25 protein-coding genes and 1 riboswitch are annotated in these 26,791 nt (G+C 43.0%); of the genes, 10 read left to right on the plus strand and 15 right to left on the minus strand.

Annotation, left to right across the window (positions count from 1 at the left end):
* Positions 1 to 108: 108 nt before the first annotated feature.
* The 4 genes from dcm to QZX97_RS15555 form a co-directional block, all read right to left on the minus strand.
* Positions 109 to 813 (minus strand): DNA (cytosine-5-)-methyltransferase, encoded by a 705-nt coding sequence (gene dcm, locus QZX97_RS15540; protein WP_295649391.1) that lies wholly within the window; start codon positions 811 to 813, stop codon positions 109 to 111.
* Between the two features lie 13 nt (positions 814 to 826).
* Positions 827 to 1,075: a DNA cytosine methyltransferase gene (locus tag QZX97_RS15545; RefSeq protein ID WP_295649392.1), complete on the minus strand. Its 249-nt coding sequence runs from the start codon at positions 1,073 to 1,075 to the stop codon at positions 827 to 829.
* Positions 1,076 to 1,146: 71 nt separating this feature from the next.
* Positions 1,147 to 2,178, minus strand: a complete 1,032-nt coding sequence (locus QZX97_RS15550; protein ID WP_295649393.1) for a P63C domain-containing protein — start codon at positions 2,176 to 2,178, stop codon at positions 1,147 to 1,149.
* Positions 2,175 to 3,080 carry an IS1595 family transposase gene (locus tag QZX97_RS15555; protein WP_295649395.1) on the minus strand — a complete coding sequence of 302 codons (906 nt, stop codon included), beginning with the start codon at positions 3,078 to 3,080 and terminating at the stop codon, positions 2,175 to 2,177. Before QZX97_RS15555 ends, QZX97_RS15550 begins: the two co-directional genes overlap by 4 nt.
* A gap of 81 nt (positions 3,081 to 3,161) precedes the next feature.
* On the opposite strand from QZX97_RS15555, the gene QZX97_RS15560 reads away from it, so the two are divergent.
* Complete coding sequence (locus QZX97_RS15560; protein ID WP_295649397.1) at positions 3,162 to 3,866, plus strand: DNA cytosine methyltransferase; 705 nt, start codon at positions 3,162 to 3,164, stop codon at positions 3,864 to 3,866.
* A complete protein-coding gene (locus QZX97_RS15565) occupies positions 3,817 to 4,896 on the plus strand; it encodes a hypothetical protein (RefSeq protein WP_295649399.1) in 1,080 nt (359 codons plus the stop codon). Before QZX97_RS15560 ends, QZX97_RS15565 begins: the two co-directional genes overlap by 50 nt.
* Positions 4,897 to 4,912: 16 nt before the next feature.
* On the opposite strand, the gene QZX97_RS15570 is transcribed toward QZX97_RS15565, so the two are convergent.
* Positions 4,913 to 5,680 carry a GDSL-type esterase/lipase family protein gene (locus tag QZX97_RS15570; RefSeq protein ID WP_295649402.1) on the minus strand — a complete coding sequence of 256 codons (768 nt, stop codon included), beginning with the start codon at positions 5,678 to 5,680 and terminating at the stop codon, positions 4,913 to 4,915.
* A 206-nt stretch (positions 5,681 to 5,886) separates the two neighbouring features.
* Between QZX97_RS15570 and QZX97_RS15575 the strand changes: the two genes are divergently transcribed.
* A complete protein-coding gene (locus QZX97_RS15575) occupies positions 5,887 to 6,093 on the plus strand; it encodes a hypothetical protein (protein WP_295649405.1) in 207 nt (68 codons plus the stop codon).
* Between the two features lie 26 nt (positions 6,094 to 6,119).
* Positions 6,120 to 6,482 carry a cupin domain-containing protein gene (locus QZX97_RS15580; RefSeq protein WP_295664775.1) on the plus strand — a complete coding sequence of 121 codons (363 nt, stop codon included), beginning with the start codon at positions 6,120 to 6,122 and terminating at the stop codon, positions 6,480 to 6,482.
* On the opposite strand, the gene QZX97_RS15585 is transcribed toward QZX97_RS15580, so the two are convergent.
* The 6 genes from QZX97_RS15585 to QZX97_RS15610 form a co-directional block, all read right to left on the minus strand.
* A complete protein-coding gene (locus QZX97_RS15585; RefSeq protein ID WP_295649410.1) occupies positions 6,479 to 8,128 on the minus strand; it encodes a SulP family inorganic anion transporter in 1,650 nt (549 codons plus the stop codon). The genes QZX97_RS15580 and QZX97_RS15585 overlap by 4 nt on opposite strands.
* Positions 8,129 to 8,270: 142 nt before the next feature.
* The gene (locus tag QZX97_RS15590) at positions 8,271 to 9,476 is read right to left on the minus strand and encodes a homoserine dehydrogenase (RefSeq protein WP_295649413.1); all 1,206 of its coding nucleotides are present in this window, start codon (positions 9,474 to 9,476) and stop codon (positions 8,271 to 8,273) included.
* A 3-nt stretch (positions 9,477 to 9,479) separates the two neighbouring features.
* The gene (gene metX, locus QZX97_RS15595; RefSeq protein WP_295649416.1) at positions 9,480 to 10,529 is read right to left on the minus strand and encodes a homoserine O-acetyltransferase; all 1,050 of its coding nucleotides are present in this window, start codon (positions 10,527 to 10,529) and stop codon (positions 9,480 to 9,482) included.
* A 46-nt stretch (positions 10,530 to 10,575) separates the two neighbouring features.
* Positions 10,576 to 11,895, minus strand: coding sequence for an O-acetylhomoserine aminocarboxypropyltransferase/cysteine synthase (locus QZX97_RS15600; protein ID WP_295649418.1), 1,320 nt, complete (start codon positions 11,893 to 11,895; stop codon positions 10,576 to 10,578).
* Between the two features lie 252 nt (positions 11,896 to 12,147).
* Positions 12,148 to 12,260: riboswitch (SAM riboswitch) on the minus strand.
* Positions 12,261 to 12,359: 99 nt separating this feature from the next.
* A complete protein-coding gene (locus QZX97_RS15605) occupies positions 12,360 to 13,481 on the minus strand; it encodes a PLP-dependent aspartate aminotransferase family protein (RefSeq protein WP_295649420.1) in 1,122 nt (373 codons plus the stop codon).
* Positions 13,482 to 13,794: 313 nt separating this feature from the next.
* Positions 13,795 to 14,037: a hypothetical protein gene (locus tag QZX97_RS15610; protein ID WP_295649423.1), complete on the minus strand. Its 243-nt coding sequence runs from the start codon at positions 14,035 to 14,037 to the stop codon at positions 13,795 to 13,797.
* Between the two features lie 124 nt (positions 14,038 to 14,161).
* Between QZX97_RS15610 and QZX97_RS15615 the strand changes: the two genes are divergently transcribed.
* The 4 genes from QZX97_RS15615 to QZX97_RS15630 all read left to right on the plus strand — a co-directional run bounded on the left by QZX97_RS15615 (position 14,162) and on the right by QZX97_RS15630 (position 19,460).
* Complete coding sequence (locus QZX97_RS15615) at positions 14,162 to 16,708, plus strand: MG2 domain-containing protein (RefSeq protein WP_295649425.1); 2,547 nt, start codon at positions 14,162 to 14,164, stop codon at positions 16,706 to 16,708.
* 159 nt (positions 16,709 to 16,867) lie between these two features.
* Positions 16,868 to 18,061, plus strand: a complete 1,194-nt coding sequence (gene mqnE, locus QZX97_RS15620; RefSeq protein WP_295649428.1) for an aminofutalosine synthase MqnE — start codon at positions 16,868 to 16,870, stop codon at positions 18,059 to 18,061.
* Positions 18,062 to 18,087: 26 nt separating this feature from the next.
* The gene (locus tag QZX97_RS15625) at positions 18,088 to 18,720 is read left to right on the plus strand and encodes a histidine phosphatase family protein (RefSeq protein ID WP_295649431.1); all 633 of its coding nucleotides are present in this window, start codon (positions 18,088 to 18,090) and stop codon (positions 18,718 to 18,720) included.
* Entirely contained in the window at positions 18,717 to 19,460 is a 744-nt protein-coding gene (locus QZX97_RS15630) for a menaquinone biosynthesis protein (RefSeq protein ID WP_295649434.1), read from the plus strand. Before QZX97_RS15625 ends, QZX97_RS15630 begins: the two co-directional genes overlap by 4 nt.
* On the opposite strand, the gene QZX97_RS15635 is transcribed toward QZX97_RS15630, so the two are convergent.
* Positions 19,457 to 19,816 carry a response regulator transcription factor gene (locus QZX97_RS15635; protein ID WP_295649436.1) on the minus strand — a complete coding sequence of 120 codons (360 nt, stop codon included), beginning with the start codon at positions 19,814 to 19,816 and terminating at the stop codon, positions 19,457 to 19,459. The genes QZX97_RS15630 and QZX97_RS15635 overlap by 4 nt on opposite strands.
* Before the next feature lie 179 nt (positions 19,817 to 19,995).
* Between QZX97_RS15635 and QZX97_RS15640 the strand changes: the two genes are divergently transcribed.
* Together QZX97_RS15640 and QZX97_RS15645 are read left to right on the plus strand one after the other, a co-directional pair.
* Positions 19,996 to 20,805 carry an SDR family oxidoreductase gene (locus tag QZX97_RS15640; protein ID WP_295649438.1) on the plus strand — a complete coding sequence of 270 codons (810 nt, stop codon included), beginning with the start codon at positions 19,996 to 19,998 and terminating at the stop codon, positions 20,803 to 20,805.
* A gap of 260 nt (positions 20,806 to 21,065) precedes the next feature.
* A complete protein-coding gene (locus QZX97_RS15645) occupies positions 21,066 to 21,584 on the plus strand; it encodes a hypothetical protein (RefSeq protein ID WP_295649440.1) in 519 nt (172 codons plus the stop codon).
* A 182-nt stretch (positions 21,585 to 21,766) separates the two neighbouring features.
* Here QZX97_RS15645 and QZX97_RS15650 read toward each other — a convergent pair whose 3' ends face one another.
* Genes QZX97_RS15650 through gyrA form a run of 3 tightly spaced genes read right to left on the minus strand, consistent with a single transcriptional unit; the run spans position 21,767 to position 26,708 of the window.
* Positions 21,767 to 22,948, minus strand: coding sequence for a tetratricopeptide repeat protein (locus tag QZX97_RS15650; protein WP_295649443.1), 1,182 nt, complete (start codon positions 22,946 to 22,948; stop codon positions 21,767 to 21,769).
* Positions 22,949 to 23,005: 57 nt separating this feature from the next.
* A complete protein-coding gene (locus tag QZX97_RS15655; protein WP_295649445.1) occupies positions 23,006 to 24,124 on the minus strand; it encodes a tetratricopeptide repeat protein in 1,119 nt (372 codons plus the stop codon).
* 13 nt (positions 24,125 to 24,137) lie between these two features.
* A complete protein-coding gene (gene gyrA, locus QZX97_RS15660) occupies positions 24,138 to 26,708 on the minus strand; it encodes a DNA gyrase subunit A (protein WP_295649448.1) in 2,571 nt (856 codons plus the stop codon).
* Between the last annotated feature and the right edge of the window lie 83 nt (positions 26,709 to 26,791).

Below are 26,791 nucleotides of genomic sequence, written 5' to 3' on the forward strand. Positions count from 1 at the left end.
CTCACCAACCCGAAATGGAAAATCTTTAGGAAACTTATTTAAAGGATATGGCGGTACTGATTTGTTTACTGTTCTAAGCTTAGGTTGTTGGTTATCCATAACACAATGTTACGAAATATCATACTCTTTCAAAACAGATGTCATATCCATTGTTTTAGCTACATAGGGCAACAACTTTAAGATAACAGCCTTAACCATGTTTACAGGGACAGCGTTACCGGCTTGTTTACGTGCCTGTGTATCGACTTTGGTAATTTTATAGGTATCGGGGAAGCCCTGCAATCTAAACATCTCACGGGGCGTTAATCTGCGCTCTCCATTAACCAAAAGATAGTTATAGGAAGCCCCCGCACGTAAAGCACAAGAATATGGATAAGAGCAAATGTTGCCCGATTTGTTTTCGTGCCATATAGACGGGTTGTAAGCAGATGTATGCCTTTCCTTCCTTTTTGCAACGATATAATCAGACGCAAAATGTTTTTTATCGACTTTCTTTTCAAGTATATAACTTAACGGCTTAAACGGCCTTATCGGTTGTGGATAAGTAAATAAGATGGGTTCTTTATGCCCAACGATTACAACCCTTTCCCGCTTTTGTGGCAGTCCATAATCAAGTGCATTAAGTACGGCAACTGTTACAGTATAATTCAATTCCTCTCTTAATACCTTTAAAATAACTTTAAGGGTTTTACCCTCATCGTGTCCGACTAACTGTTTTACATTTTCAAGTATAAAAGCCTTTGGCTGCTTTACTTTTATAATATTTGCTATGTTGTGAAACAATGTACCCCTAATGTCGGCAAAGCCTCTCATATTGCCTATAATGCTAAATGGCTGGCACGGGGAACCCACCGTATAAAATATCGTGGTCGGGTATGTCTTTGGGATCAATGGTAGTAATGTCGCCGTATGGACGCTCACCAAAGTTGTTTTCATAGGAGTTTTGGCAATATTTATCGATGTCAGATGAAAATACACATTCGGGAATAATGTCGTTTTCCTTACATGCCTGATCCATTGCTATTCTAAATCCGCCAATTCCGCAAAACAGGTCGATAAATTTTATTTTTTCCATAAGAAAGGTTAAGTGTTTAAAAGTAAAAGATTTTTTGAACTTTAATGGTCAAAATTTATTAACAGCACATTTTATTTTTCGTCTTTTGGTTTACCCGCTTTGGTGACCGCACCGAGTAGTTGACCGAAATTAGCTTTCTCGATAAGGTTGTCGGGTATGTTTAATCCGTTTTTTATCTCATCGTTTTCCTTTGAAAGTGCATCTAACTCATCATAAGAAAACAGCATTCGTTGCCCATATTTCTCATTGATCCAATGTTTAAATTTATCCTTTGTATCGGATATAGATGCTAATGCCTCAACAGCGTAAATAACTTTTCTAAGTTCTTCCCACCCCTTTTCGGGAGTTAAAGACTGATGAAATCTAAATTTGTAATTTCCGCCCTTTGTTTTTGGCGTTTTTCCTTTTATCTTTTCTAAAATGTATGTTCCTGCTGGCATGTTTAAATAAACAAACCTATTTGTAATATGACCTATAAATCGGGGCTTTCTTTTAATGTTTTTTTCTGTGAACGGAATACCCCACAACCTAAATATTTCTCTATAAAAAGACAAGGGAAATGTATCACGGCGGGGGTTGATTTCGTCGTCTATTAACTCTTTTAAAATGGTTTGAAGTGCCTCTTTCTCTCTCTCGTATTGATACCCTGTTGCTTCATCTATTAAAGCAATAATAGAGAGGCGTTTAAGCGATTTGCTTAATATGTGCGCACTTTCAACAATAATTTGGTCGATTAAAACGCCGGCACGTTCTGCATCGATTATAGCATCTATCAAATCAATTAACAACGTGGCTTCATAGCCATAAGTAATTGATTGTGAGCCACCTGCATCTGGTCTTGTAAATGGTATTGGGTTGTTAAGTAGGTCTAAAACCCCGGCATAAAAAAACGGAAAAATTGACTTTTTATTAATAAATCCCTTTAGCCATTGACCACTTTTAGACGTTGATCCGAGAACCGATTGCAATCCACGCCCAGATAGTACTCTGGTGCCATCCTCTAATACATAACACGGTATCTCGACAGCCCCTAATTTTAAAGGTGTTTTGTCAGACCCATAAATAGCCCTTAACGGTTTTTTAATTTCTATTAAATCGCTCATTTTGTCAATTCTTTATAAGTTAAACGACCTGCTGCATTACTCAAAACTAAATCAAATCTACCTGATGTTGTGAATGTACGTGTGTTAAAACGTAAGGTATATTCATTAACGTAAGATTGTAAGTGGTAAGGGCTAACCCAATGGTAAATTCCATCGATACCACGTTTCAAATGTGACCAAAAGTTTTCGATACCGTTTGTGTGCGCCATGCCATTAACATACTCTTTTGCACCATGGTGAACCTTAGCATGATTGTAAACTGTTTTAAGGTTATTGTAGGCGTTGTACTCGTCTGTCATAACATTAGAGCCAGCCTGGATAAAGTAACCGATAATAGGCTCTAAGGTGGCTTGTGTGGTATCGGGAACAACCTTAGCAACAACAACACCGCCGCGCTCGATCATGCCCAATACAGATGCTTTGCCAGTACCACGTCCACGACCGCCGGATTTTTTACTTTCGTGCTTGTTTTTGTCTTTACCACCAATGTAAGTTTCATCGATTTCAACAGTATTTTGTAAAGCCTCTGCAAAAGCAGGACTATCAAAAGCATAACGTAAACGGTGTAACATAAACCAAGCGGTTTTTTGCGTTACGTCAATGTCTTTAGCTAATTGATGTGATGATATACCTTTTTTATGGCTGCTGAATAAGTACAGAGCCATAAACCATTTAATTAAAGGGATCTTAGTATCTTCGAATATAGTACCAACCTTAGCATTGAAGTACTTACCTGTGTTCTTACATTTAAAGCCACGTGCTGTTATATAAACCTTTGATGTTTCGTCAAATGGGCTAACAACATCACCATTCCAACGCATTTCAGCAAGGTATTCCATGCAAGTTTTTTCGTCGGGGAACGCTTTAACTAAGTCTAAGATGCTTTTGAAGTCGAGTACCATAATCGTTGTTTTTAATTATGGTGTAAATATCTACATTTAAAACGACAATTACAAATTTATTTTGTGTAAATAGATATATCATTGCCAAAATTAATCAATTCCATAGAGTTTGGAGCACCTCAGGATCGGGAAAGGATTATTTTGCTTGGGTTCCAAAAAGATATGCTTACTGATTGCGGATTTAAAACAAATGGTTCTCCTTTGATAAAAAACTTCAATTGGGAACAAAATACTTCATATGACCAAAAGGATATTTTCTCAAAGCCATGGCCTTATTTAGACCCTTTCACCGAGAACTCTATTTTGCCAACGCCTTTAAACGTCCCAATTGAACTTACGGTTGAATATTGGTTTAAGAAGAATGATGTATTAAATCACCCCAATAGTTCGAATTATTTTACTCCACGTGCGGGCTTAACTAAGTTTCTGTCGATACAAGAAGGTGACGATTTGAAAAAGTCATATAAACGCCTACACCGATGGAGGTATTCTCCAACAGCAGCTTATGGAAACAATGAGGTTCACTTACACCCATACAAGCCAAGGCGAATATCTGTTGCTGAAGCATTAGCTATACAATCGTTGCCGAAAGAGTTTGTTATACCATCAAATATTTCGCTGTCGAATATGTTTAAAAGTATTGGGAATGGAGTACCTTATTTGGCCGCTAAAGGTTTAGCGACTAATATTGTAGACTTTATTTTTAATAATTCTATAAAAAATCTGGAAATCGCACATGGAGAAACTAACAGCGAGCAACTTAGTAGCATTCATAAATCAGCTTGATAAAAAATCGGCATTCAATTATTTAAATCCAAAAAATAAAGGATTAATACAGATTAAGACTATTGATTCAGCAGAGGGGCCTATAAAATTCATCCGATGGAATCCGACCAAAGGTGAGACTTCAGCTAATCGTAAAGTAGAATCTATTTCTACAGAAATGATTTGGCGTATCGCCAATGCGCCCACACCGAATCATCCCGTCAATATCGACAGGATACTTGGTGCTTCATATAATACACGTAGTGTTTTTGAAGCCTTACTTGCGAATACAAGCCAATTTAATTTTTGCTATCCGGGGAGAATAGAGAGTATGAACGGGGTATCAAAAGTCAAAAACGGACACAAGCACATAGTTTGGTCACCTGAAAACCCTCACACAAATGGTGTTACTAACAAAGTAAATACAAATATTGTTATTTCTGAAGTTCCAACTTTGGAGGCTGTTTATGATTCTTTGGTATTACCAGAACCTAAAAGTTTATCTAAATTTAATATCGCCTTGGATCGCAGGCATGCTCAGATTCAAGTTGCGCTGTACTTTATAGGACATCAATTAAATTTTCGGACTTGGATTGCTCAAAACGATAAAGGCATTCAATATCAGAATAAAAAAATAGGTGAATTTGATGGAGTCATATCTTCTTTAAGAGATGAAAAATTAATGTCAGCTTATGAAGATGCGATAAAAGCAGCATTGCTGATTGATTGCATATGGTTCAAGAATGGCAAACTAATGCCTGCTGTAATGGAAGTTGAGCACTCAACTGGAGTTACAAGTGGATTGTCAAGAATGAAAAACTTCAAAGATAAATTCCCACCATTTCCAACAAGGTATGTAATTGTAGCTCCGGACGAGGATAGAAGCAAAGTTATACATGAGGCCAATAAGCCTCAATTCCACGATTTGAAGACACTCTTTTTTCCTTATTCAGCTGTTGAGGAATTATATGCACTTTGTCAAAAGAGAAAAATACGAGGTGTTACTGAAGATTTTTTAGATTGTTATATGGAGCCAGTTTTAAGTAATTAATACGGTTTAACCTCACTCACAACACCTTCCCAATCGCCTCTCCCCAAAAATTCCCTAAAGCCACAGCCCCCTTTTCGTTCGGATGCAGGTAAAAGGTGCCGTCCTTGCCGTTTTCGGCCCAAAAATCGGTAAGGTAATTATTTTTAAAGTAGTCGTAGGCTTTAGTATCGCCTAAAAAAACATGGCCCTTGTTGGTTCTGCGGTATTGCTTAACTAATTTATCAATTTCGGGCAGGTAGGTAAGTATGCGGTCAAAACCTTGCTGGTTGTAGGCAGCACCGTTGTTATGCGTGTTCGGGCTATACCAAATAGGGTAGTTGATTACGACTTTACAGGCAGGGTAGGCCGCCAGCAAACTATCGGTAATGGTTTTCAGGTTGGCGCTGTAATCCTGTGGTTGCACCGGCGAGCCATGCGGACCGGTAATGGCGCTGTCGTTAGTACCCAACATAATGGAGAAGATAAGTTGAGCCTGCTTATCCGTATAAAAGGCATCGGCAGCAGCCCTTACTTTTGCAAATACGGTATGCGTGGCCGGTAAAAAATCCACGGTGGTGAAGCCGCTAACGCCCTGGTTGCTCATTTGTACATTACTAAAACCTGCCTGCCTTAAATAAGCAACGGCGAAAACGGGAGGGGCTTGTGTAGCCGGGTCTTTAAATCGTGCGCCGTGCGTTATGCTGTCGCCAATAAAAACCAGATTAATATTTTGCTTTTGCTGAACCGAGAACGAGCAAAACAATAAAAGTAAACAAAAGGCAGTTAATTTCAGGTATCTCATCATTTTTGGTTTATAAGGTGCTAATTTCAAAAAATCTTCTGTTAAACATAACTTTCAGTGCAATATTTACACTATTGAGTTGCATAACCAATGTGGTTTTAAGTGTATTGTAACAAAATAAGTACTTTTGCGTCAATCAATTGCGTATTTTTACGTATAGGTTTTTAAAATGTAATTATTACATTTGTACACCAAACCCCACAATTAAATTGGACATTGAGCAATTTATCTATAGCGGCGTATTAGAGGAGTATTGCCTCGGTATGCTAAACGACGAAGACGCCGCCTTCGTTGTGCAGATGAGCATGCTCTACCCGCGGGTTAAAGAGGAGCTGACCAATATCGAATTTGCTTTCGAATATTTTGCCCAAGATAATGCGATCACCCCGAGCCCGCTGCTAAAAAAAAAATTTTAGACGCGATCGACCAAACCAATACCAAGGTGGCCCTCAACATCAATAATCTTCCCGAAATCAATAAAAATTCGGACGCCGACAGCTGGCTTACGTGCGTAAAACACCTCATACCTACTGATATTGAGGACTTTACATTGAAGCTGTTACGCAAATACCACGGTGTAACACAAATGCTGGTCATCTCCAAAATCGATGTACCCGATGAATCGCATGAAGATGTATTGGAAAGCCTGTTGATATTAAAAGGATCATGCCGCTGCACCATTGGCGGCAAGGCCGTTGTTCTAAAAGAAGGTGATTATATCGATATCCCCCTACACGTACAACATAACGTAAAAGTGCTGACGCCCTATGTGGTGGCCATTTTGCAGCACAAGGCCGTAGCCTAATCTTTGTGCGCTAATATTTCGTTCGCCCGTTCCAGTGCTTTTTCATAACTGTCTGTAACGTTAGCCTTGCCTATCCGGAACATCAAACGCGCTTTTTTTAGCTCTTCTATCACCTGTTCGCTGTTTACTTCGGCCAAAATCAATTTGGTGCCCTTGCTTTGCACGTCTTTGTTCACTTCTTTCAGTGTCCTGATGCCCGTGGCGTCGATAATCGGCACATGCCGCATCCTGATGATGAGTATACGGGCAGGTTTCTCGATTATCTTCATGGCATCTTTAAACTTATAAGCCACCCCAAAAAATAACGGTCCGTTTATTTCAAAAACATCCACACCTTCGGGCAAATCGACAGGGCCGCTCAATACATCGCTTTCGCTGTCATACTTGTATATCGCGTGTTCCACCGAACTGGTTTTCATCATCCTGCGCATAAATAAAAATGCCGCCAGTATCATCCCTATTTCTATCGCTACCGTCAGGTCAACAAAAACAGTCAGCAAAAAAGTCGACACCAAAACGGCCGCGTCGCTTCTGGAACCTTTAGCCACATTGATAAAGCTTTCCATTTCGCTCATGTTCCAGGCTACAATCACCAGTATGCCGCCCAAGGTTGCCATCGGGATAAGCGCTGCCCATTTCCCCACAAAAAGCATAATGACCAACAAAGTGAGCGCATGCACAATCCCCGCAACAGGTGTGCGCCCGCCGTTTTTGATATTGGTAGCTGTACGCGCTATGGCACCCGTTGCCGGGATGCCGCCAAACAGTGAGGAACAGATATTGGCAAAGCCTTGCGCGATGAGTTCGGTATTGGAGCGGTGGCTGCCGCCGATCATGCCATCGGCCACCACGGCTGATAATAACGACTCCACACTGCCCAAAAGTGCGATGGTAAACGCCGGCCTGATGAGTTGCTGTATAACCGAAAGGCTTACGCCCGGCATAACGGGGTGCGGCAACGAAGAGGGTATAGCGCCAAAGCGGCTGCCGATGGTTTCGACAGGTAGTTTAAAGAAATGCACCACCAGCGTGGTGATCACAATGGCGATGAGCGAGCCCGGCACCTTATGCGTTACTTTTGGCCATAACAAGATCACCAACACGGTAAAAGCCCCAATTGCCACAGCGTATATGTTCACAAACGAAATATGTTCGGCGTAAGCGAGCCATTTGCTGATAAAATCAGCCGGTACGGCACCCATTTTCAGACCAAAAAAGTCCTTCATTTCCGATGAGAAGATGATCACCGCGATACCCGTCGTAAAACCGATGATCAAAGGGTAGGGGATGTATTTAATGGCGCTGCCAAATTTTGCCAGGCCCATAATAATGAGCAATATTCCGGCAATAAAAGTGGCCATGATTAAACCGTTGACACCAAATTGCTGTACAATGCCATACACCACTACAATAAAAGCACCGGTAGGCCCGCCTATCTGCACGCGGCTGCCGCCCAATGCCGAAATAACAAAACCCGCGATGATGGCTGTAAAAATACCCTTTTCGGGAGATACGCCCGAGGCGATGGCAAAGGCGATGGCCAATGGCAAGGCCACGATCCCAACAATAACCCCGGCCACCAGATCTTTAAAAAACTGCGCCCTATTGTAGTTTTTTAGGGTGTCTATTAGTTTGGGCTTAAACATTTGCAAAGATAAACTATTGCAAAACCCCAAAATGTGATATTGGTCACATCCTTTAATGATACAAAAAAAGAGGGCCCGATGAAGGCCCCCTTTCCGTAACTAAAGAAATCTACTAAAAAACTTTAGCCAACCGCGTTTGCTGCTATGTCAACTTCACATCAACCAACTGACCAGCAAAAGCTACAAACGCGTTACTGGCTGATATACGGTGTTGGTTGGCAATCAGATGTTGCAATTTCACTTTTCCGATCACATATTTAAAATTGCCCGAAAAATAGCGCTCCTGTATCTCGTCAAAGCCTAAAGCCTCAACCAGAGCCTCTTCATCATAACGCAGGTAAATGCTCAGTTCAATATCGTTTGTAAACTTCAGTTCCTTTTTGCCATGCGCTTTCTTGTACTCGTACTGGTAATCGTAACGCAGCGCCGCAATGTCCGACAGTACCGCCGAACCCGTTGGGTGCCCGCCTGCGCCTTTCCCAAAAAAGAATTGCTGATCGGCAAAAGCAGCCTGCACCACTACGCCATTGTATTCATTGTCAACATTGTACAAAAATTCGTTTTGACCAACCAGTTTCGGCATCACGAACATCGCCAAATGCTTGTCGTCCAGCTCCTTGGCAACGGGCACTAATTTTATCTTTACGCCTTTTTCTTTAGCGTACTGCAACTCGTATGGCGACAGGTTTTGTATGCCGATATTCAATACCTCTTCGGGCGTTACAATCACCCCGTATGCATGCGCTACCGCTATGATGAGTTTATGCTTGGCATCATAACCGCCAACGTCCATGGTAGGGTCGGTTTCGGCAAAGCCGAGGTCTTGCGCCTGTTTTAAAGCCTTATCATAATCCAAACCCTCGTTGTATACTTTCGAGAGGATGTAATTGGATGAACCGTTAAATATCCCGCTGATGGAGTGAAGCAACTCATTGTCGTAATACTCCTCCAAATTACGGATGATAGGGATACTGCCGCAAACACTACCTTCGTATAATAAGGAAGTACCATGTTCTTTTTGGAGTTGTATCAGTTCTGCCAAATTCTCGGCTATCATTTTTTTACTGGCCGAAACCACGTTCTTGCCCGATGACAATGCTTTTTTTACGATTTGGAAGGCCGCCTCGCTATCGTTTATCATTTCAACCACCGTATTGATTTCCGGGTCGTCCAAAACAATGTCTCTGTCGGTAGTAAATAAACTCTGCGGTAGTGTCCTTTTCTTGGTGGGGTCTTTAATGACAAACTTTACGATCTCCAGGTTCAGGTTTTTGGTAATGATGATATCGTGCAGTCCTTGTCCAACCACGCCAAAACCAAATATCCCGATTTTTAATTTCTTGCTCATTTATTATGCGGTATGCAATTTTACAATTTTACCGTTGGCACCGCTCAAAAAAGCGGCAACGGTTTTAGTCAATATTTCAGTTTCTATTAAAAAGCTGTCGTGCCCGTAAATTGAATCAAATTCAACATACGTTGCGCCTTCGATGTGTTTTGCCAGGTAATGCTGCTCAACAACGGGGTACAAAATATCCGACGATATACCAATAACCAGCGTTTTTGCCTTAACAAGAGCTAAAGCGGCTTCTACGCTTTCGCGGCCACGGCCTACATTGTGCGAGTCCATCGCTTTGCTCAAATACCAGTAACTATAGGCGTTAAACCTTTTCACCAGTTTATCGCCTTGGTAACTTTGGTACGATGATGCCTTGTATTCGTCCAACAGGTCATCATTATTGTCTTGCTGGGTAACGTTATAAGTTTGATAGCCACGGTAGGATAGGAGTGCAATGCTTCGTGCCGCTTTTAGGCCATTAGCGCCGCCATTGGGCGTATTATTATAAAAGGTAGGGTCGGCAGCAATCGAAAGCCTTTGCGACTCGTTAAACGCTATCAACCAGGGTGAACTCTTGGCATTGGTAGCAATGAGTATGGCATGGTTAATCCGTTCAGGTTGGCTAATGCTCCATTCCAAAGCTTGTTGCCCGCCAAGCGAACCACCAATAATAACTTTTATTTGCTCGATGCCTAAATGGTCGGCCAATAACTGATGCGCTTTTACAATATCGCGGATGCTGCACTGCGGGAAATCAAGATAATAAGGTTCGCCTATCGCCGGATTGGTGCTCAATGGATGGGTACTGCCATAAGCCGATGTCAGCACATTGGCGCAAACAATAAAATGCTCCTCTTCATTAAAATAACATTCCTCGCCAAACAAACCCGACCACCAGTCCAGCACGTCCGAGTTGGCGGTCAATGCATGGCACACCCATATCACATTGTTTTTATGGGCATTCAGTTTACCAAAAGTGTGGTACGCCACCTCAATACCCGGCAAATGCTTGCCCGATTCCAGTTGAAAATCTTTTTTGTACTTAAATTTGTTTACGCTCATCTGTAAAATTCGCCTCTCCCGTAAACAGGAGAGGCTTTATAGTTTTTTATGCCAATTCAGGCTCTAACTCTGCTATTTTCGCGAAAGCGACTTCAAAATCTGCTTTAATATCGTCGATATGCTCAATACCAACCGCTACACGCAACTGGTTTGGCAACACTCCTGCCGATAGTTGTTCTTCATCCGATAATTGCTGATGTGTGGTTGCAGATGGTTGGATGATCAGCGTCTTCGCATCACCCACATTGGCCAAATGGCTTACCAGTTTCAGGTTATCGATAAAACGGCCGGCATTTTCTTTGTCGCCTTTCACTTCAAAGGTCAACACAGCGCCAAAACCATTCTTTAAATATTTCTTAGCCAAAGCATGGTGCGGCGATGATTCCAGTCCCGGATAGTTCACTTTGGCCACCTGTGGATGTTTTTCTAACCATTCGGCCAGTTCCAGCGCGTTATCTACATGGCGTTGTACACGCAGCGACAAAGTTTCGATACCTTGTATAAACAGGAACGAATTGAACGGCGATTGCGACGGACCGAAATCCCTTAAACCTTCAACCCTTGCGCGGATGATGTACTGGATATTGCCAAATGGTCCGCCAATGCCAAACACATCCGAAAATACCAAACCATGGTATCCTTCGCTGGGCTCGGTAAATTGCGGGTATTTGCCATTGCCCCAGTTGTAGTTGCCGCCATCAACAATCACACCGCCAATGCTGGTGCCATGTCCGCCAATCCATTTGGTGGCGCTTTGTACCACCACATGTGCGCCATGCTCCAACGGGCGGAACAGGTATCCGGCTGCGCCAAAGGTATTGTCTACAATCAGCGGCAAATCGTACTTCTGCGCCAAAGCCGATACCTTGTCAAAATCGGCGATGTTAAAGCCGGGGTTACCGATGGTTTCCAGGTACAATGCTTTGGTATTGCCGTCAATCAGCTTTTCAAAGCTTTCTGCGGTATCATCATTAGCAAACCGCGCCTCAACGCCTAAGCGTTTAAAAGCTACTTTAAATTGGTTGTGAGTACCACCATAAATAAAGGGGGAGGTTACAAAGTTATCACCTGCCTGCAAAATATTGTTCAATGCAATAAACTGTGCCGCCTGACCCGATGCGGTGGCCAATCCGGCTACGCCGCCTTCCAATGCCGCTATCCGCTGCTCAAAAACATCGGTAGTGGGGTTCATTAAACGGGTGTAAATATTACCAAACTCTTTTAACGCGAACAGGTTTGCGCCGTGCTCGGCATTTTTAAATACATACGATGTGGTTTGGTACAAAGGTACGGCACGCGCGCCGGTTGCGGAATCTGGCTGCTGCCCTGCATGAAGCTGTAATGTTTCGAATTTTAAATTTGACATAGGATTTAAATTTTAAGTTTTTAGAAATTGAATTTTTTAATCTGGACAGGTGTGTGTTCTTTTCGGGACTTACAGCCCCATTTTGTTGTTGATATTACTTAGCACGCTAAATAAACTTGCCTTTAGCAACAAATACAGCAACAACACATTTGCATTCGGCTATTTGGGGAATAAGCGTATGCAGGAACCTGGCGGAAATTTTTCCGGGAATTAAATTTTTCTAAAAATTGAAACAGCATTTTCATGGTTATTCATTTATATCCCCCGGTAATCCATTCACCGGGCCAGGATTTGGCACCTTCTCCGGTTAAGGAGGGTTGCCAGTGGGTTAATGAGCCTGATCTCTCGCCACTTCTTTATAAATCAAACCTTGTTGAGGGGATTGATCTTGGTAATTGCTACCAAATAATGTTCCAAATATAGGGTACCTAAAACCATTATTCAAAACTATATTTGGAATAAATTTACAATGTATTGATAGCCAATGAAATATCTTCTATCAAATCCTCAATATTTTCCAATCCTACCGATACCCGGAGCAGGTTTTTTGGCGTTTTACTGTCCGGCCCTTCTACCGAGTAGCGGTGCTCTATCAAACTTTCCACACCACCTAAACTGGTGGCCTGGGTAAACAGCTTAAGCGCGTTGATGACCTTTTTAGCATCATCAGCATCACCTTTTACACAAAAGGACAACATACCGCCAAAACTCAGCATTTGATGTTTAGCGATGTCGTATTGCGGGTGCGAATACAGGCCGGGGTACAATACCCTTTCAACCTGGGGCTGTGCCTCTAAGTATTGAGCTAACAACAAAGCGTTGCTCACATGGCCACGCATACGGTAGGGCAGGGTTTTGATGCTCCGCACTAACATATAACAATCGTGCGGCGAGGGGATGGCACCGCCATATTCCTGTACCTGGCGTATCTTTTGCCACCATTCATCTTTTTCTTTGCATATCAGTGCGCCGCCCATCACATCGCTGTGCCCGCCAAGGTATTTGGTGGTCGAGTGCATCACCAAATCGGCGCCTAAGCTCAAAGGTTGCTGACAAATGGGTGTGGCAAAAGTATTATCAACCACCACTTTGATCTTTCTCTTTTTTGCGATGTCCGCTACATTTTTTATATCGGTAACTTTTAACAGCGGGTTCGATGGTGTTTCCAGCCATATCAACGCCGTATGCGGGTTGATATAATCGTCCAAAATGGCCAAATCGTTCACATCGATAAAATCGAAGGTCAAAATATCCGCGAACAGGTTTCTAAGCTGGTTGCGCAGGCCGTGGTACATATCATCGGGCGCTATCACATGGCTGCCCGGTTTCAGCGATTGGAAAACCGCCATCCCCGCCGCGTTGCCTGATGAGAAGGCCGTGGCATCGGCGCCACCTTCCAGCTTAGTCAAAACATTTTCGAGCGCGGTACGGTTCGGGTTGCTGGAGCGACTGTAAATATACCCGCTGGCATAACCGCCATCTTCGGCGCGTTTAAAGGTGGTCGAGGTAACAAGAGGCTGGACAACCGCGCCCGATGAGTCATTGTTCATGTTCCCGGCGTGTACAGCAATTGTTTCAATTTTCATAGAGTAAGATGTAAGGATTACCTGTTCGAATAATCCATTGGTTTTCTATATGCATTTACCACAGCAAGAATAACAATCTGTTTGTTATCATTATCAATAAAATAATGAATTTTATAAGGAAACTGCTTAAGCATTAAAGTTCTTACTTCCCGATACTTTATTTGAAAGCCAACTGGGGTACGTTCTATATGGGTAACGGCTTGTTTAAATCTGAAGACGAATTGCTTGGCAAGTTTTGGTGAAATGGCTTTGTAATACACGACAGCATCGTCAATGTCCCAAAATACCTTCGGCTTGTGTACAATGCTATAGTTCACAAAGTTTTCTCAATATCCCTAATGGTTTCATGAATATCACGCACATCGGTGGGGTTTTCAAAGTAATCCTTTAAACGCTCATCTATAAGCTTTTTTTCCCAATCACTTAACTCATCTGGTTGATTTGCTTCTTCTATGTCTAAATCAGCATACTTATCTTTCAACGACTGCCATTCTTCTATCGGGATAAACACCCCGGTAGTGTTACCCTTATTATCATGAATAAACTGAAGGTTCATAGCTATTTGAATTTAAAATACTTGTCTTAACAAAAATAACGAAAAAGGCTTATTACTACAACCTGTTTACTTTGCAATTTTATGTATGTTTGATTATAAACCAGTTTACCACAAATAAACCATCTTGAAACGCTGTTTTTTAGTTGTTGTGATTATTGCCTGCGCTTTTAATTTAAAAGCCCAGAACAAACCCGCGTTCAAACTATTTTTCGAAAAAGCATACCTCCATACCGACCGCAACCTGTACGCCCAGGGCGATACCTTATGGTTCAAGGCCTACCTCGTCAATGCACAAAACAACCAACCCATTGGCACCAGCGGCAATCTGTATGTCGATTTGATCGAACAGGATTCCGCAAAGGTCGTCACATCCGAGATTATCCGCTTGGACTATGGCACAGGCAACGGCGATATTTCCCTATCCGATTCCATCCCAACCGGTAAATACACCCTGCGTGCCTACACCAACTGGATGCGCAACTTTGGCGATAACTTTGTTTTTGAGAAAGAAATAACCATCCTGAATACATCAATAAAGAAAACTGATACCATCGCAGTCAATAACAAATCAGGTAGCAAACAAAGCAAAGTGATTCCGACAAAAATCCGGGCCATTAATCATATCCCCATCGCCCGTTTTTATCCCGAAAGCGGCTCATTGATAACAGGCATCAGTTCCATCGTCGCGGTAAAAACAGAAAATATTTTTGGCAAAGGCATCCCCGTAAAAGGGGCCGTGCTCAGTTCGGCAGGCGATACGGTGGCGCATTTCAATTGCGACACCTTGGGCATGGGTTTGTTTGTGCTGTTGCCGATACAAGGGCAAAGCTATCATGCAATCATCAGCACCAAAAATCAACAAGGCCTGAACGCCGATTTGCAGCAATCCTTGACCAAAGGTTTTGCGATTCGGATAAACCATGGCGATTCCACCACTAGCGTGATCATCAGTTGCAACGATGCTGAACTTGCTGAAGCAAAAGGCCACAGCTTTACCTTAGCAGGAAAGCATGGTGGTAAAACATACTTCAGTCAATCTATACAAATAACAGATATACAATCGCTTATCAGGATAGACAACAGCCTGTTGCCCGATGGCATCACCGCCATCACCCTCACCGATGACCAAGGTAAACCGCATAGTGAGCGGCTTATCTACATTAGCCACAAATCCACTCCATTAAGTATCACAACTGATAAAACCCAATACCAATCCAAAGAAAAAGTTACTGTCAATATCAAAACCAATGCCGGCAAAGTCAGTCTCTCCATGGCGGTGGTTGATGCCGGCATAGTCCCTGTTCAATCCGAAAATATTGAATCGTACCTCATGCTGCAATCGGAACTGAGAGGTGAAATAGAACAACCAAATCGTTATTTTGATACCACCAACATCAACCGCAGCAAACAACTCGACATGCTGCTGCTAACCCAGGGCTGGCGCGATTTTATTTGGCGCAGGTTGGCCGATACCGCCATCAGGATCAGTTATAAGGCCGAGGACGGTATAGATATTACCGGCAAGGTAAAGAACGGGAAGAGCGATAAGCCCATGCCCGGCTTAAATGTAACGCTGTATGCATCAGCAAGCAAGGGCGCAAAGCTGTTTTCGTACACCACAGAGCCCGACGGGAGTTTTTCGTTTTTGGGTTTGCCATTTTATGGCCAACATCCTGCAAGGCTGTCATCGGTAAATGCCAAAGGGGAGAAATTGGGTACGTTTTTTATGGATACATTGACGACGTTACCTGTTAGACCGGTGGCTGATGTTGTCGATGCAGAAGCGCCCGCCGATATACCTGCAAATGTACTGACAGCTATCATAAAAAGACAATCGGCAATCACTGAAGCCAGTTTAAAAGGGACAAAAACGTTAAAAACGGTAACAATAAGAGCATCAAAAACAACGGTTCTAAAAAGTGGCATACCCTTGACGAGTTGGGGGCCCGACCAGGTATTTGATATCACATCCAAGGATTACCATTATAAAACCCTTGAATGGTATATGCTGCAACATGTGAAAGGAGCAGAGCAATCTAAAGAGGATGCTGTTACAGGTGTTGTTATTCCATGTATTGATACGTTTAAATACTATACAAATGCCCCTTTCGGTCCGCAGATTCTTTATCGTCCAAAAATGAAACTGCTACCTCCGCAATTTGTTATAAACGGAGTGGATTACACTACCGATCACTTTGATGAAGCAGAGTCATATCGTGCCATCTATTACCCATTATCCATTGATAAATTTAAAAGAATCGTCGTAAAACACTTCATTTGCAATTTAGTAAATGCTCATGACCAAACTACCATTGACCCAGGACTTGACGCTCAAGTCGGACAGATTACCGTTGATAGGTATATCATTTATTTAACTTTAAAAGAAGATGCCCTCATAGGATATAACCCCGGAACATCAATGCCGGTTATAAACGGCTATTACCAAGCCCGCACCTTCTATAAACCTTTATACGATACCCCAAAAGACCAAACCAAACCCGACCTCCGCACCACTATCCACTGGGAGCCTAATATCATTACCGACACGAAAGGAGAGGCCACCGTAAGCTTTTACAACGCCGATCCAAAAACTACCGTCCGCATTATTGTAGAGGGCGTAAAAGCTACCGGAGGGGCTTTATCGGCCACTGCAACCTATTTGGTCAAATAACTTAGTGCCTTCGTGCCTTCGTGGCTACATTAATTTTGCCACGAAGATACAAAGACACAAAAAAGAAGAAATTGTCATACCCTTGTTTGTTTAAACATTCTTTCCAATTTCCGCCTTCATGGCATTATCCTTTTTGCTAACTTTGGGCAAATTTTTAAGATGGATACTGCATCAAAATTCAAGGTGTTATTGAACGATCCGCATTTAAGCCCCGAACTTAAACTCATTGCCCAAAAGGTTTACGATAACGAACGCATTACTTTCGATGAAGGTGTTTTATTGTACGAAAAAGGCGAATTGGCCTATTTAGGCACATTGGCCAACTATATCCGCGAAAAACGCCACGGCAACAATACTTACTTTAACCGCAACTTTCATATCGAGCCCACTAACTTGTGTGTGTACGATTGCAAGTTCTGTTCATATTCACGCCTCATCAAACAGCGCGCCGACGGCTGGGAGTACACTATGGACGAGATGATGGACATCGTAAAAAAATACGATAATGAGCCTGTAACCGAAGTGCACATTGTGGGCGGTGTATTGCCCCAATATGATGTGGCCTTTTACAGCGAACTGTTTACCCGCATCAAAAAACACCGTCCCGAGCTGCATGTAAAAGCTTTAACGCCCGTGGAATACCACTACATCTTTAAAAAAGCAAAAATTGATTACGCTACGGGCATGAAGCTGATGAAAGAGGCAGGTCTGGAGTCGATACCTGGTGGAGGTGCGGAGATATTCCATCCCGAAATACGCGAGCAAATAGCCAAAGATAAGTGTACTGCCGACCAATGGCTGGACATTCACCGCGAATGGCACAAACTGGGTATGCGCTCAAACGCCACCATGCTGTACGGCCATATCGAAAAGTACTGGCACCGCGTGGACCATATGGAGCGCCTTCGCGCGCTGCAGGATGAAACCGGCGGCTTCCAAACTTTCATCCCGCTAAAATTCCGTAACCAGGATAACCAGATGTCGCACGTGCCAGAGGTTTCTGTAGTGGAGGATTTGCGGAACTATGCCATTGCACGTATTTATCTCGATAACTTCGACCATATTAAAGCCTATTGGGCCATGATCAGCCGTACTACGGCGCAGCTTTCGCTCAATTTTGGTGTGGATGATATTGACGGCACTTTAGACGATACCACCAAAATATACTCCATGGCCGGTGCCGAAGAACAGCATCCCGCCATGTCGACCAAACAACTGGTGGAGCTCATCAAACAGGTTGGCAGGCACCCATTAGAACGCGATACGCTGTACAATGTCATCACCGATTATAACGATTTTGAATTTAAAGAAGAACTTAAGCCAAAGTTTTATAAGTTGCCCGTTATCAATTAATTATAACAGGTTATCTTAACTAAAATATGATACAGAAAACATTCTACATTATACGCCACGGGCAAACCGATCTCAACAAAAAAGGTATCATTCAAGGCCGTGGCATCGATACCGATTTGAACGACGCGGGGCGTAAACAAGCCGACGCTTTTTTTAAAGCTTACCGCGATACGCACTTCGATAAAATATACGTATCCGAACTAAAACGCACCCAACAAACCGTACAGCAGTTTATCGATCTCGGCTTCCCATATCAAAAGCTGGCCGGCCTGGATGAGCTGGCCTGGGGCATTTACGAAGGCCAGCCCGGTACACCGGAGAACCGCGTGGTATTTAAAAAAATAATGACCGATTGGTTGGAAGGTCGCCTCGACTCGAAATTTGAAGAAGGGGAGAGCCCTAACGAAGTTCAGGAAAGGCAAAAGGGGGCGCTAAACGAGATCATAAGCCACCCGGATGAAAAAACTGTACTGATTTGTATGCACGGCCGCGCCATGCGCCTTTTTTTATGCCTGCTCACCAATTTGCCCTTAACCAAAATGGACGAGTTTCCGCACCAAAACGTGATACTTTATAAGGTAACATATGATGGTACCACGTTCGAGATAACCGAGTTCAATAATTCCGACCATTTGCAACACCTTGCTACCGACCTGTGAAAAAAATACGAATATCCGCTGTTAGTTATACCAATACCAAACCCTTTATTTACGGACTGCAACATGCCGAAATACTCAGCAAAATCGAGCTTAGCTTAGATACCCCTGCCGATTGCGCCCAAAAGTTGATTGACGACCGTGTCGATATAGGCCTTATCCCGGTCGCTGCCGTGCTCAATATTCCCGGATGGAACATTGTGTCCGATTATTGCATCGGCGCCGTTGGAGCGGTTAATTCGGTGTTTATTTTCAGTAACTGTGCCATACATGATGTTGAAAAACTCCAATTGGACCCGCAATCGCGCTCATCAAACAACTTATCGAAGGTTTTATTGAAAAATTATTGGACTTTAAAACCCGAACTGATTGTCGACGCGGCCGATTATTCCATGTCCACCGATAGCAAAACCGCTTTAGTGCAAATTGGCGACCGCACATTTGGCAAAAAAGATAAATACCCTTTTGTGTACGATTTGGCTCAGGTATGGCAGGATTTTACCGGGCTGCCATTTATGTTTGCCGGTTGGATTGCCAATAAACCCATCCCCGCCGAATTTTTGACCGAATTTAACGCCGCCTTAAAATTAGGTTTAGACAACCGCGCGGAGTTATTTAAAGAATTGCCCCATTACGAAGATTTTGATATTGAAGATTACCTGATGAACAAGATAGACTTTAATGTTACCGAGGGTAAAATAAAGGCTATGGAATTGTTCCTGCAATATATCCGCGAACTTTAATCCAACTGGAATTTTATCCTGTCCAGTAACTGCGAAATATCAAATGGTTTGCCGATAAAATCATCTGCGCCGGAGTAGGCAGCAGATTCGCCCATATTGGGCGTTGCCGATATCATGATTATCGGAATTTTTTTTGTTTTATTGTCAGCTTTTAGCTGTCTGCATATCTCCCTGCCATCCATTCCGGCCAACATTACATCCATTAGTATCAAATCCGGTACACATTCGTCTATTTTTTTGAACACGTCTTCGCCCCGGGGCGTTGTACAAATGTCATAGCCCGAATACATCAGCAATTCGGTCAGTGCATCCAAAATATACAGATCATCATCTACAGCAAGTATTTTTTTCGACATGGGCTAATCCAAAATAAAACGCTTCATTCAATTTGCGTCCAATAGTTCAAATTAAACACAAGTTTTACCAAAAGCCGTTCCAAACAATAGTTAATACATTGTTTATCTAAAAATAATCCCAAATGGGCAAAACATTTGCGCAAATAATCTATTTTGGTAAAAACAACTGAACAGAACATATGGATACAAACCCCAAACTTACAGGACAGGCCGCCATTGTAACCGGCGCCGATAGCGGCATAGGCAAAGGCGTGGCTATTGAATTGGCCAAACAGGGTGCTAAAGTGCTTATAAACTATCACCACAACGAAGCTGCTGCAGATATTACTGTGGGCGAAATAAGGGCATTTGGTGGTACGGCAATAAGTTTCGGAGCTGATGTAAGCAAAGAACCTGAAGTGCTGGCCATGTTTGCCGAAACCATAACACAATTTGGAACGGTCGATATTCTGGTAAACAATTCAGGCCTGCAAAAGGACTCACCTTTTCACCTGATGAGTCTGGCCGATTGGCAAATGGTCATCGATATTAACCTTACCGGGCAGTTTTTATGCTCACGCGAGGCTGTAAAAGAGTTCATGCGCAGGGGAGTGGTTGAGGGCAGGAGCAGGGCTGCCGGCAAAATCATCTGCATGAGCAGTGTGCATGAGGTAATACCCTGGGGCGGGCATGTTAACTACGCCAGCAGCAAAGGCGGCGTAATGATGTTGATGAAAAGCATGGCCCAGGAATTGGCTCCGCATAAAATACGTGTAATGGGCATTGGCCCCGGTGCAATACAAACCCCCATAAACCGTGCCGCATGGGATACACCCGAGGCGTTGCAGAAATTGTTGACACTGGTACCCTATAACAGGATAGGTTTGCCCGAGGATATTGGCAAATTGGCCGCCTGGCTTGCATCCGACGAGGCCGATTACATTACCGGGACCACTACTTTTATTGATGGCGGCATGACTTTGTATCCTGGTTTTGCCGATAATGGCTGATTTTGACATTGTTTTGACTTAGCTATAATGAAATTATTTTCTTTAAACTATAATTTACCTGCTATTTGAGCAAGCCCAACGGTGTTGATTTAACAAATTGAAAAAACGGACACTGTTTACGGTGAAAAATTTGATAAATTCAACAAAATAAGCGTTTTGTTATGATATATTTATAAAAATGGCTATTAGTTTGCAATTATATTAATGTAGCTGTACTTTTGTTATGTAATTTAAAAATTAACAAATAAAATTTAAAAGTCATGAAAAAAGTATATATCACAGCGTTATTGATTGGAAGCTTATCAATAAGCTACGTAATGGCGGCAGATGGCGGTAAAAAAGATAAAGCGAAAGCAAAAACTGAAGCGAATGTTTCGAATGGTGTTTTAAACCAATTTGAATATGAGTTTAAAGGTGCCGAAGCCGTTACCTGGACAAGTGATGATGATTGCCAAAAAGCAGTGTTCACTTACGAAGGCAAAAAAATGACCGCCTTTTACTCACTTACCGGTGATTATATCGGTGTAACAAACAACACCGAGTTTACCAAAATTCCGGCCGACGCGCAGAAAGCTATAGCAGCCGAGTATAAAGATTACAAAATTGGCGACGTGATTGAGTTCCGCCCGGCAGCTACAAACTCTGTTAGCCTGTACAGCTTTTCGAGCTATGCGGATGACGAGAAAGTTTTCTTTGTTGATGTAAAGAACGACAAAGAAGAACTGTTGTTGAAAGTAACAGCCGATGCCGGTGTTTACTTTTTCAAACGCGTAAACTAAATCTATACCTTAACCAAATAACACAAAGCTCCGGCAAATAGCCGGGGCTTTTTTGTTTGAGCAATTGTTTATTTATCACAACGTTTAATATTTCCTTATTTGAATTCAATCTTATAATTAATATTATGTTAAGTAACTAAATCAAAATAAAGCCCGTGCATAAAAACACGGGCCCTATTCTGTTATTTTAAGGCATCTAATTGTTTCTTGATAGAAGCTGCAGTCGCGGCATCGTTCTTAGCAAGGTAGTACATCCTCAGGTTAAACAAGGCATCATACGACGTTGGTCTCAAGTCAACTGCTTTTTGTAAAACAGGCTTGGCAATTTCAAACAAATCCTTTGCCTTCTTCATATCATCGTCATACTCCTTTTGTTTGCTTGCCGGCAATTTATTGGCTGCAGTAAATAATGCAATGGCTGGCTTTAACAACACCGAACCAAGGTTCATAGTCGCTTCAAAATAAGTTGGATCTATCTCAATCGCCTTTTTATACGAATCTAATGCTTTATCGTCCATACCGGCTGCCGAGTAAGCCAGGCCACCATAATAGTAAAGCGTTTTGTTTTTAGGGTCTGCAGCTATAGCTGCTTCTATTTTGCTGATCACCTCTTTTGCTTTACCGGTCTGCAAGTTAAGTTCTATCTCCCTGCGTGTCAGGTATTGGTCGCCTGGATATTTGGCAATGCCCTCGCCAATTACCTTGATGGCAGCGGCAGTGTCTTTCTTCGAAAGGTAAATGAACGACATATCGGTATAAATGCTTGGGTTTTTTGAGTATGGCATGGTAACCAGTTTTTTATAGCTGGCCAAAGCTTCCTCATACATTTTAGCGTTCGTGGCCGATAAGCCGGTTAAATACAACGCCGTTGTATCATCCGGCTTCACCGAGCGGAAAAAATTAAAATTTTCGTAGGCAGCTTCGTACTTGCCGCTTTGGTAACTCTTAACCCCGGCGTTATATTTGATCACAATAAGGGTTTGGTAGGCATCATCGATCATTTTTTTGTTTTCGCCTTTGGTATCTGCTTCTTTGGCTTTTTTTAAGGCTTCTTCGGCAGTAGCAAATAACGGAGTTGATGTGCTTGATACAGTATCACGGTAAGCTAATGCAGCGTAAACGGCACCTTTAACAGCAAAAGTCAGAGGCAAATTGGCCGTTTTTTCGTTTACCGAAGCCTTGTCGATGGATACCTTTGCTTCGTTGATAGCAGTTGTAGCCTGCGCCGCAAGTACCGGAGTCTTGTAAATGTTAAAGTACTTGTTATATTGATCTTGGGCGTTACTCAACTCCCCTTTTTGAGCAAAAACTGTGTTTACAGCGATGAGGCCGAGGATGCCTGTCATCAAAAATTTGATTTTCATGATTTTTTATTTTTTTTGTTGATACCTGAACAAAAATGAAATCACATTGATGCCCGGTTAGTTTGTTAATTGATTTAGTTTGTTTTTTATTTTCTTTAGTTGAATTTGGTTGTTCGTTTGCAAATATAACATTTGTAACGTTTTCAAGCATTGTTCATTGTTTGGATCTATTTCGTTTGCTTTTTCGAGCAGATCGCGCGATTTTGAAACGGCGGCCCAGTATTGCTCATCGTGCTTTTTGCTTACTGCCGATTCTTTAAGGTAAATCAGGCCTAAATTAAATGTCGGGTTGTAATCGTTCGCGTTGATGTCTATCGCTTTTTTGTAAAGTTGTTTGGCCTGGTCCAGTTTGTTAAGGTGATCGCAACAGGTGGCTGCCATAAATAATACGTTCAAGTCGGTTGACGCCAGATACAGCAACTCGTCCAACAAATTGTTCAATGCTTTGTAATCGTGCCGGTTGTTGTAAATATTGGCTTCATCAAAAAGCAGGTATTTATCGTGCGGGTACAGGTTTAGCCCCTTTTGTATAGCAAGCAAGGCTTTTGTGGTATCGCCCAGTGCGTTATAAATGCTTGTGGCAGCTTGTATGTGCTCTATCCTGGGCTTTGGTTCTGCCAACAGACCGTCATAGTAAACTACGGCCGTTTTGTAATTGCCCTGCTTATAGTAAATATTGGCCAGGTAGGCATCTATCTCCTTTGCCGAGGGAACATAAGTCTTGGCTATATTAAAATTGCTGATCGCCAGCCGAAAGTTGTTCTTGGCATAATAATCAAAAGCTTTGCGCAGGTAAACATTGGCAACGCAACCTTTGGCATAATCCATTTCGGTGGCAAAACGTTTTATTTTCCGGTTTTGGATGAGCTTGTTCACCATTTTGGTGGTTTGCAGCAACAAGGTGTCGGGCAGTTTAAGGGTATTCAGCGAGTCGGCATACACAATAGTCGAATAAACCGCTGCCTTATACACGTTCTTCACCAGGCTAAGCGTGTCGGCATGTGTTTTAAACGAGCCGTCTACCGCTTTTTTTGCCTCAGTTAAATAACTGAGGTCTTTTTTTTTGTTGTACAAAGCAAGGTTATTCGACACATCCTTCATCGCCTCTGTTTGACAGAGTGCCACCGATGATGTAAAGCAAATACCGGCAATCAGTAAAACTATTTTACGGATCATGAGTACAACGTTGTTATTCTGGTTTATCGCCTGTTTCTGCCTCCCCTGTTGGCTCGCTGTCGTTTCTGTCCTCCCCTGTCGCGCCTTCTTCGCCTGTAATTGTCTCATCCTCTACTTCCTCCTCACGTTCTATTTGTGCTACCGATGCGATGCTGTCGTTCTCTTTCAGTGTAATTAACCTCACCCCTTGCGTTGCGCGGCCGATCGATCTTAACTGATCCAAAGCGATACGGATAATGATGCCCGATTTGTTGATGATCATCAAATCGTCCTTATCGGTAACACCTTTTATAGCCACTAACGGCCCGGTTTTATCGGTTACATTAATGGTTTTAACACCCTTGCCGCCACGGTTGGTAACGCGGTAATCTTCAATATCGGTACGTTTGCCATAGCCATTTTCCGATACTACCAAAACTGTTGTTTCGGCATCATCGATAGCTATCATACCCACAACTTCGTCAGTTTCGCTGGCTAAGGTAATACCCCTTACCCCTGTCGCGGTGCGGCCCATCGGCCTTACGGTCGACTCGTTAAAGCGAATAGCCCTGCCTGATCGCAGTGCCATTACAATTTCGCTGCTGCCGCTGGTCAGTGTGGCTTCCAGCAAGGTATCACCCTCGTTAATGTTGATGGCGTTGATGCCGTTGGCACGCGGACGCGAATATGCCTCTAACGATGTCTTCTTGATGGTACCTTTGCGGGTACACATAATGATGAAGTTGTTTTCCAGATATTCCTGGTCTTTCAAGGTCTTTAATTTGATATAAGCCTTGATGTTTTCTTCTTTCGGTATGTTGATGATGTTCTGGATGGCACGGCCCTTTGAAGTACGTGTACCTTCCGGTATCTCGAACACACGCAGCCAGAAACAACGCCCTGCCTCGGTAAAAAACAACATATAATTGTGGTTCGATGCGATGAGCAAATGCTCGATAAAGTCGGCATCGCGGCTATTGCTGCCTATGGCGCCTTTACCACCACGTGCTTGCGTGCGGTATTCGGTTAAAGGCGTACGTTTGATGTAACCTTCGTGCGAAATGGTGATTACGACCAACTCATCCTCAATAAAATCTTCGGTTTGCATTTCTGCCGATGAGTGTACAATTTCAGTCTTGCGCTCATCCCCGTATTTCTCTTTTATCTCGGTCAACTCATCTTTGATGATTTGCATACGTAAACCCTCGTCGGCCAAAATGGTCTTCAGGTAGTCTATCAGTTTCATCAACTCGGCATACTCGGCTTTTATCTTATCACGCTCCAAACCGGTTAAACGGCGCAGCGTCATGTCCAAAATAGCACGGGCCTGTATCTCGCTCAAGGCGAAAGTGGTCATCAGGCCATCGCGTGCATCCTCGGGCGTGTTTGAGTTTCGGATCAGTTTGATCACCTCGTCCAAATGGTCAAGCGCAATCAACAAACCTTCCAGTATATGCGCGCGCTTTTCGGCTTCGGCCAACTCATATTTTGTACGGCGCACAACCACCTCGTGGCGGTGGTCAACAAAATGGTGTATCAGGTCTTTCAGGTTCAACAACATCGGCCGGCCATGTACCAGGGCAATGTTGTTTACACTAAATGATGTTTGTAACGATGTGTATTTGAATAAGTTATTTAATACAATAGAAGCATTGGCATCACGTTTTATATCGTATATAATCCGGATACCTTCGCGGTTCGATTCATCGCGGATAGCAGATATACCTTCAATTTTCTTTTCGTTCACCAGCTCGGCGGTACGTTCGATCATGTCCGATTTAGTTACCTGGTAAGGTATCTCGGTTACAATGATGCGCTCGCGGTCGCCGTGCACCTCTATTTCGGCACGGGCACGTAACACAATACGTCCACGGCCTGTTTCCGATGCTTCCCTTGGTCCTTCCACACCGTAAATGATACCGGCAGTGGGGAAATCGGGGCCCTTTACAAATTTTATCAGCTCGCCAATCTCAATATCCTTATTATCAATATAAGCCATGGTGGCATTGATCACCTCAGTGAGGTTATGGGGTGCCATATTAGTGGCCATACCTACCGCTATGCCCGACGCGCCGTTCACCAACAGGTTAGGGAATTTGGCGGGCAATACGGTCGGCTCTTCCAGCGAATCGTCAAAGTTGAGCTGGAAATCGATGGTATCTTTATTGATGTCGGCCAACATCTCTTCGGCAATTTTTTGCAAACGTGCCTCGGTATAACGCATGGCCGCAGGGTTATCACCATCTATCGAGCCGTAGTTACCCTGACCGTCAACCAATGGGTAGCGTAAGCTCCAGTCTTGCGCCATACGCACCATGGTGCCGTAAACAGAGGAGTCGCCATGCGGGTGATATTTACCCAACACCTCACCCACTATACGGGCCGATTTTTTGTAGGGTTTGTTGGCATTTAAACCCAGGTCAAGCATCCCGAAAAGTACCCTGCGGTGAACGGGTTTTAAACCGTCGCGCACATCGGGCAGCGCACGCGAAACAATAACAGACATTGAATAATCAATGTATGCTGATCGCATTTCTTCGTCAATGTTTATGGGGATTATTCTGTCGTGGGTACCGTGGTCGTTGTTCTCTGTATCTTCAGCCATTGTTCTGTCCTATTCGATATTGCTTAAATGAAATCTAATTTAGGTGTGTTTTTAAGCGACCTGCGAAGATAAGAAAATAAGTG

Origin of the sequence: uncultured Mucilaginibacter sp. (assembly GCF_903893715.1) — a bacterium.
GTDB lineage: Bacteria > Bacteroidota > Bacteroidia > Sphingobacteriales > Sphingobacteriaceae > Mucilaginibacter.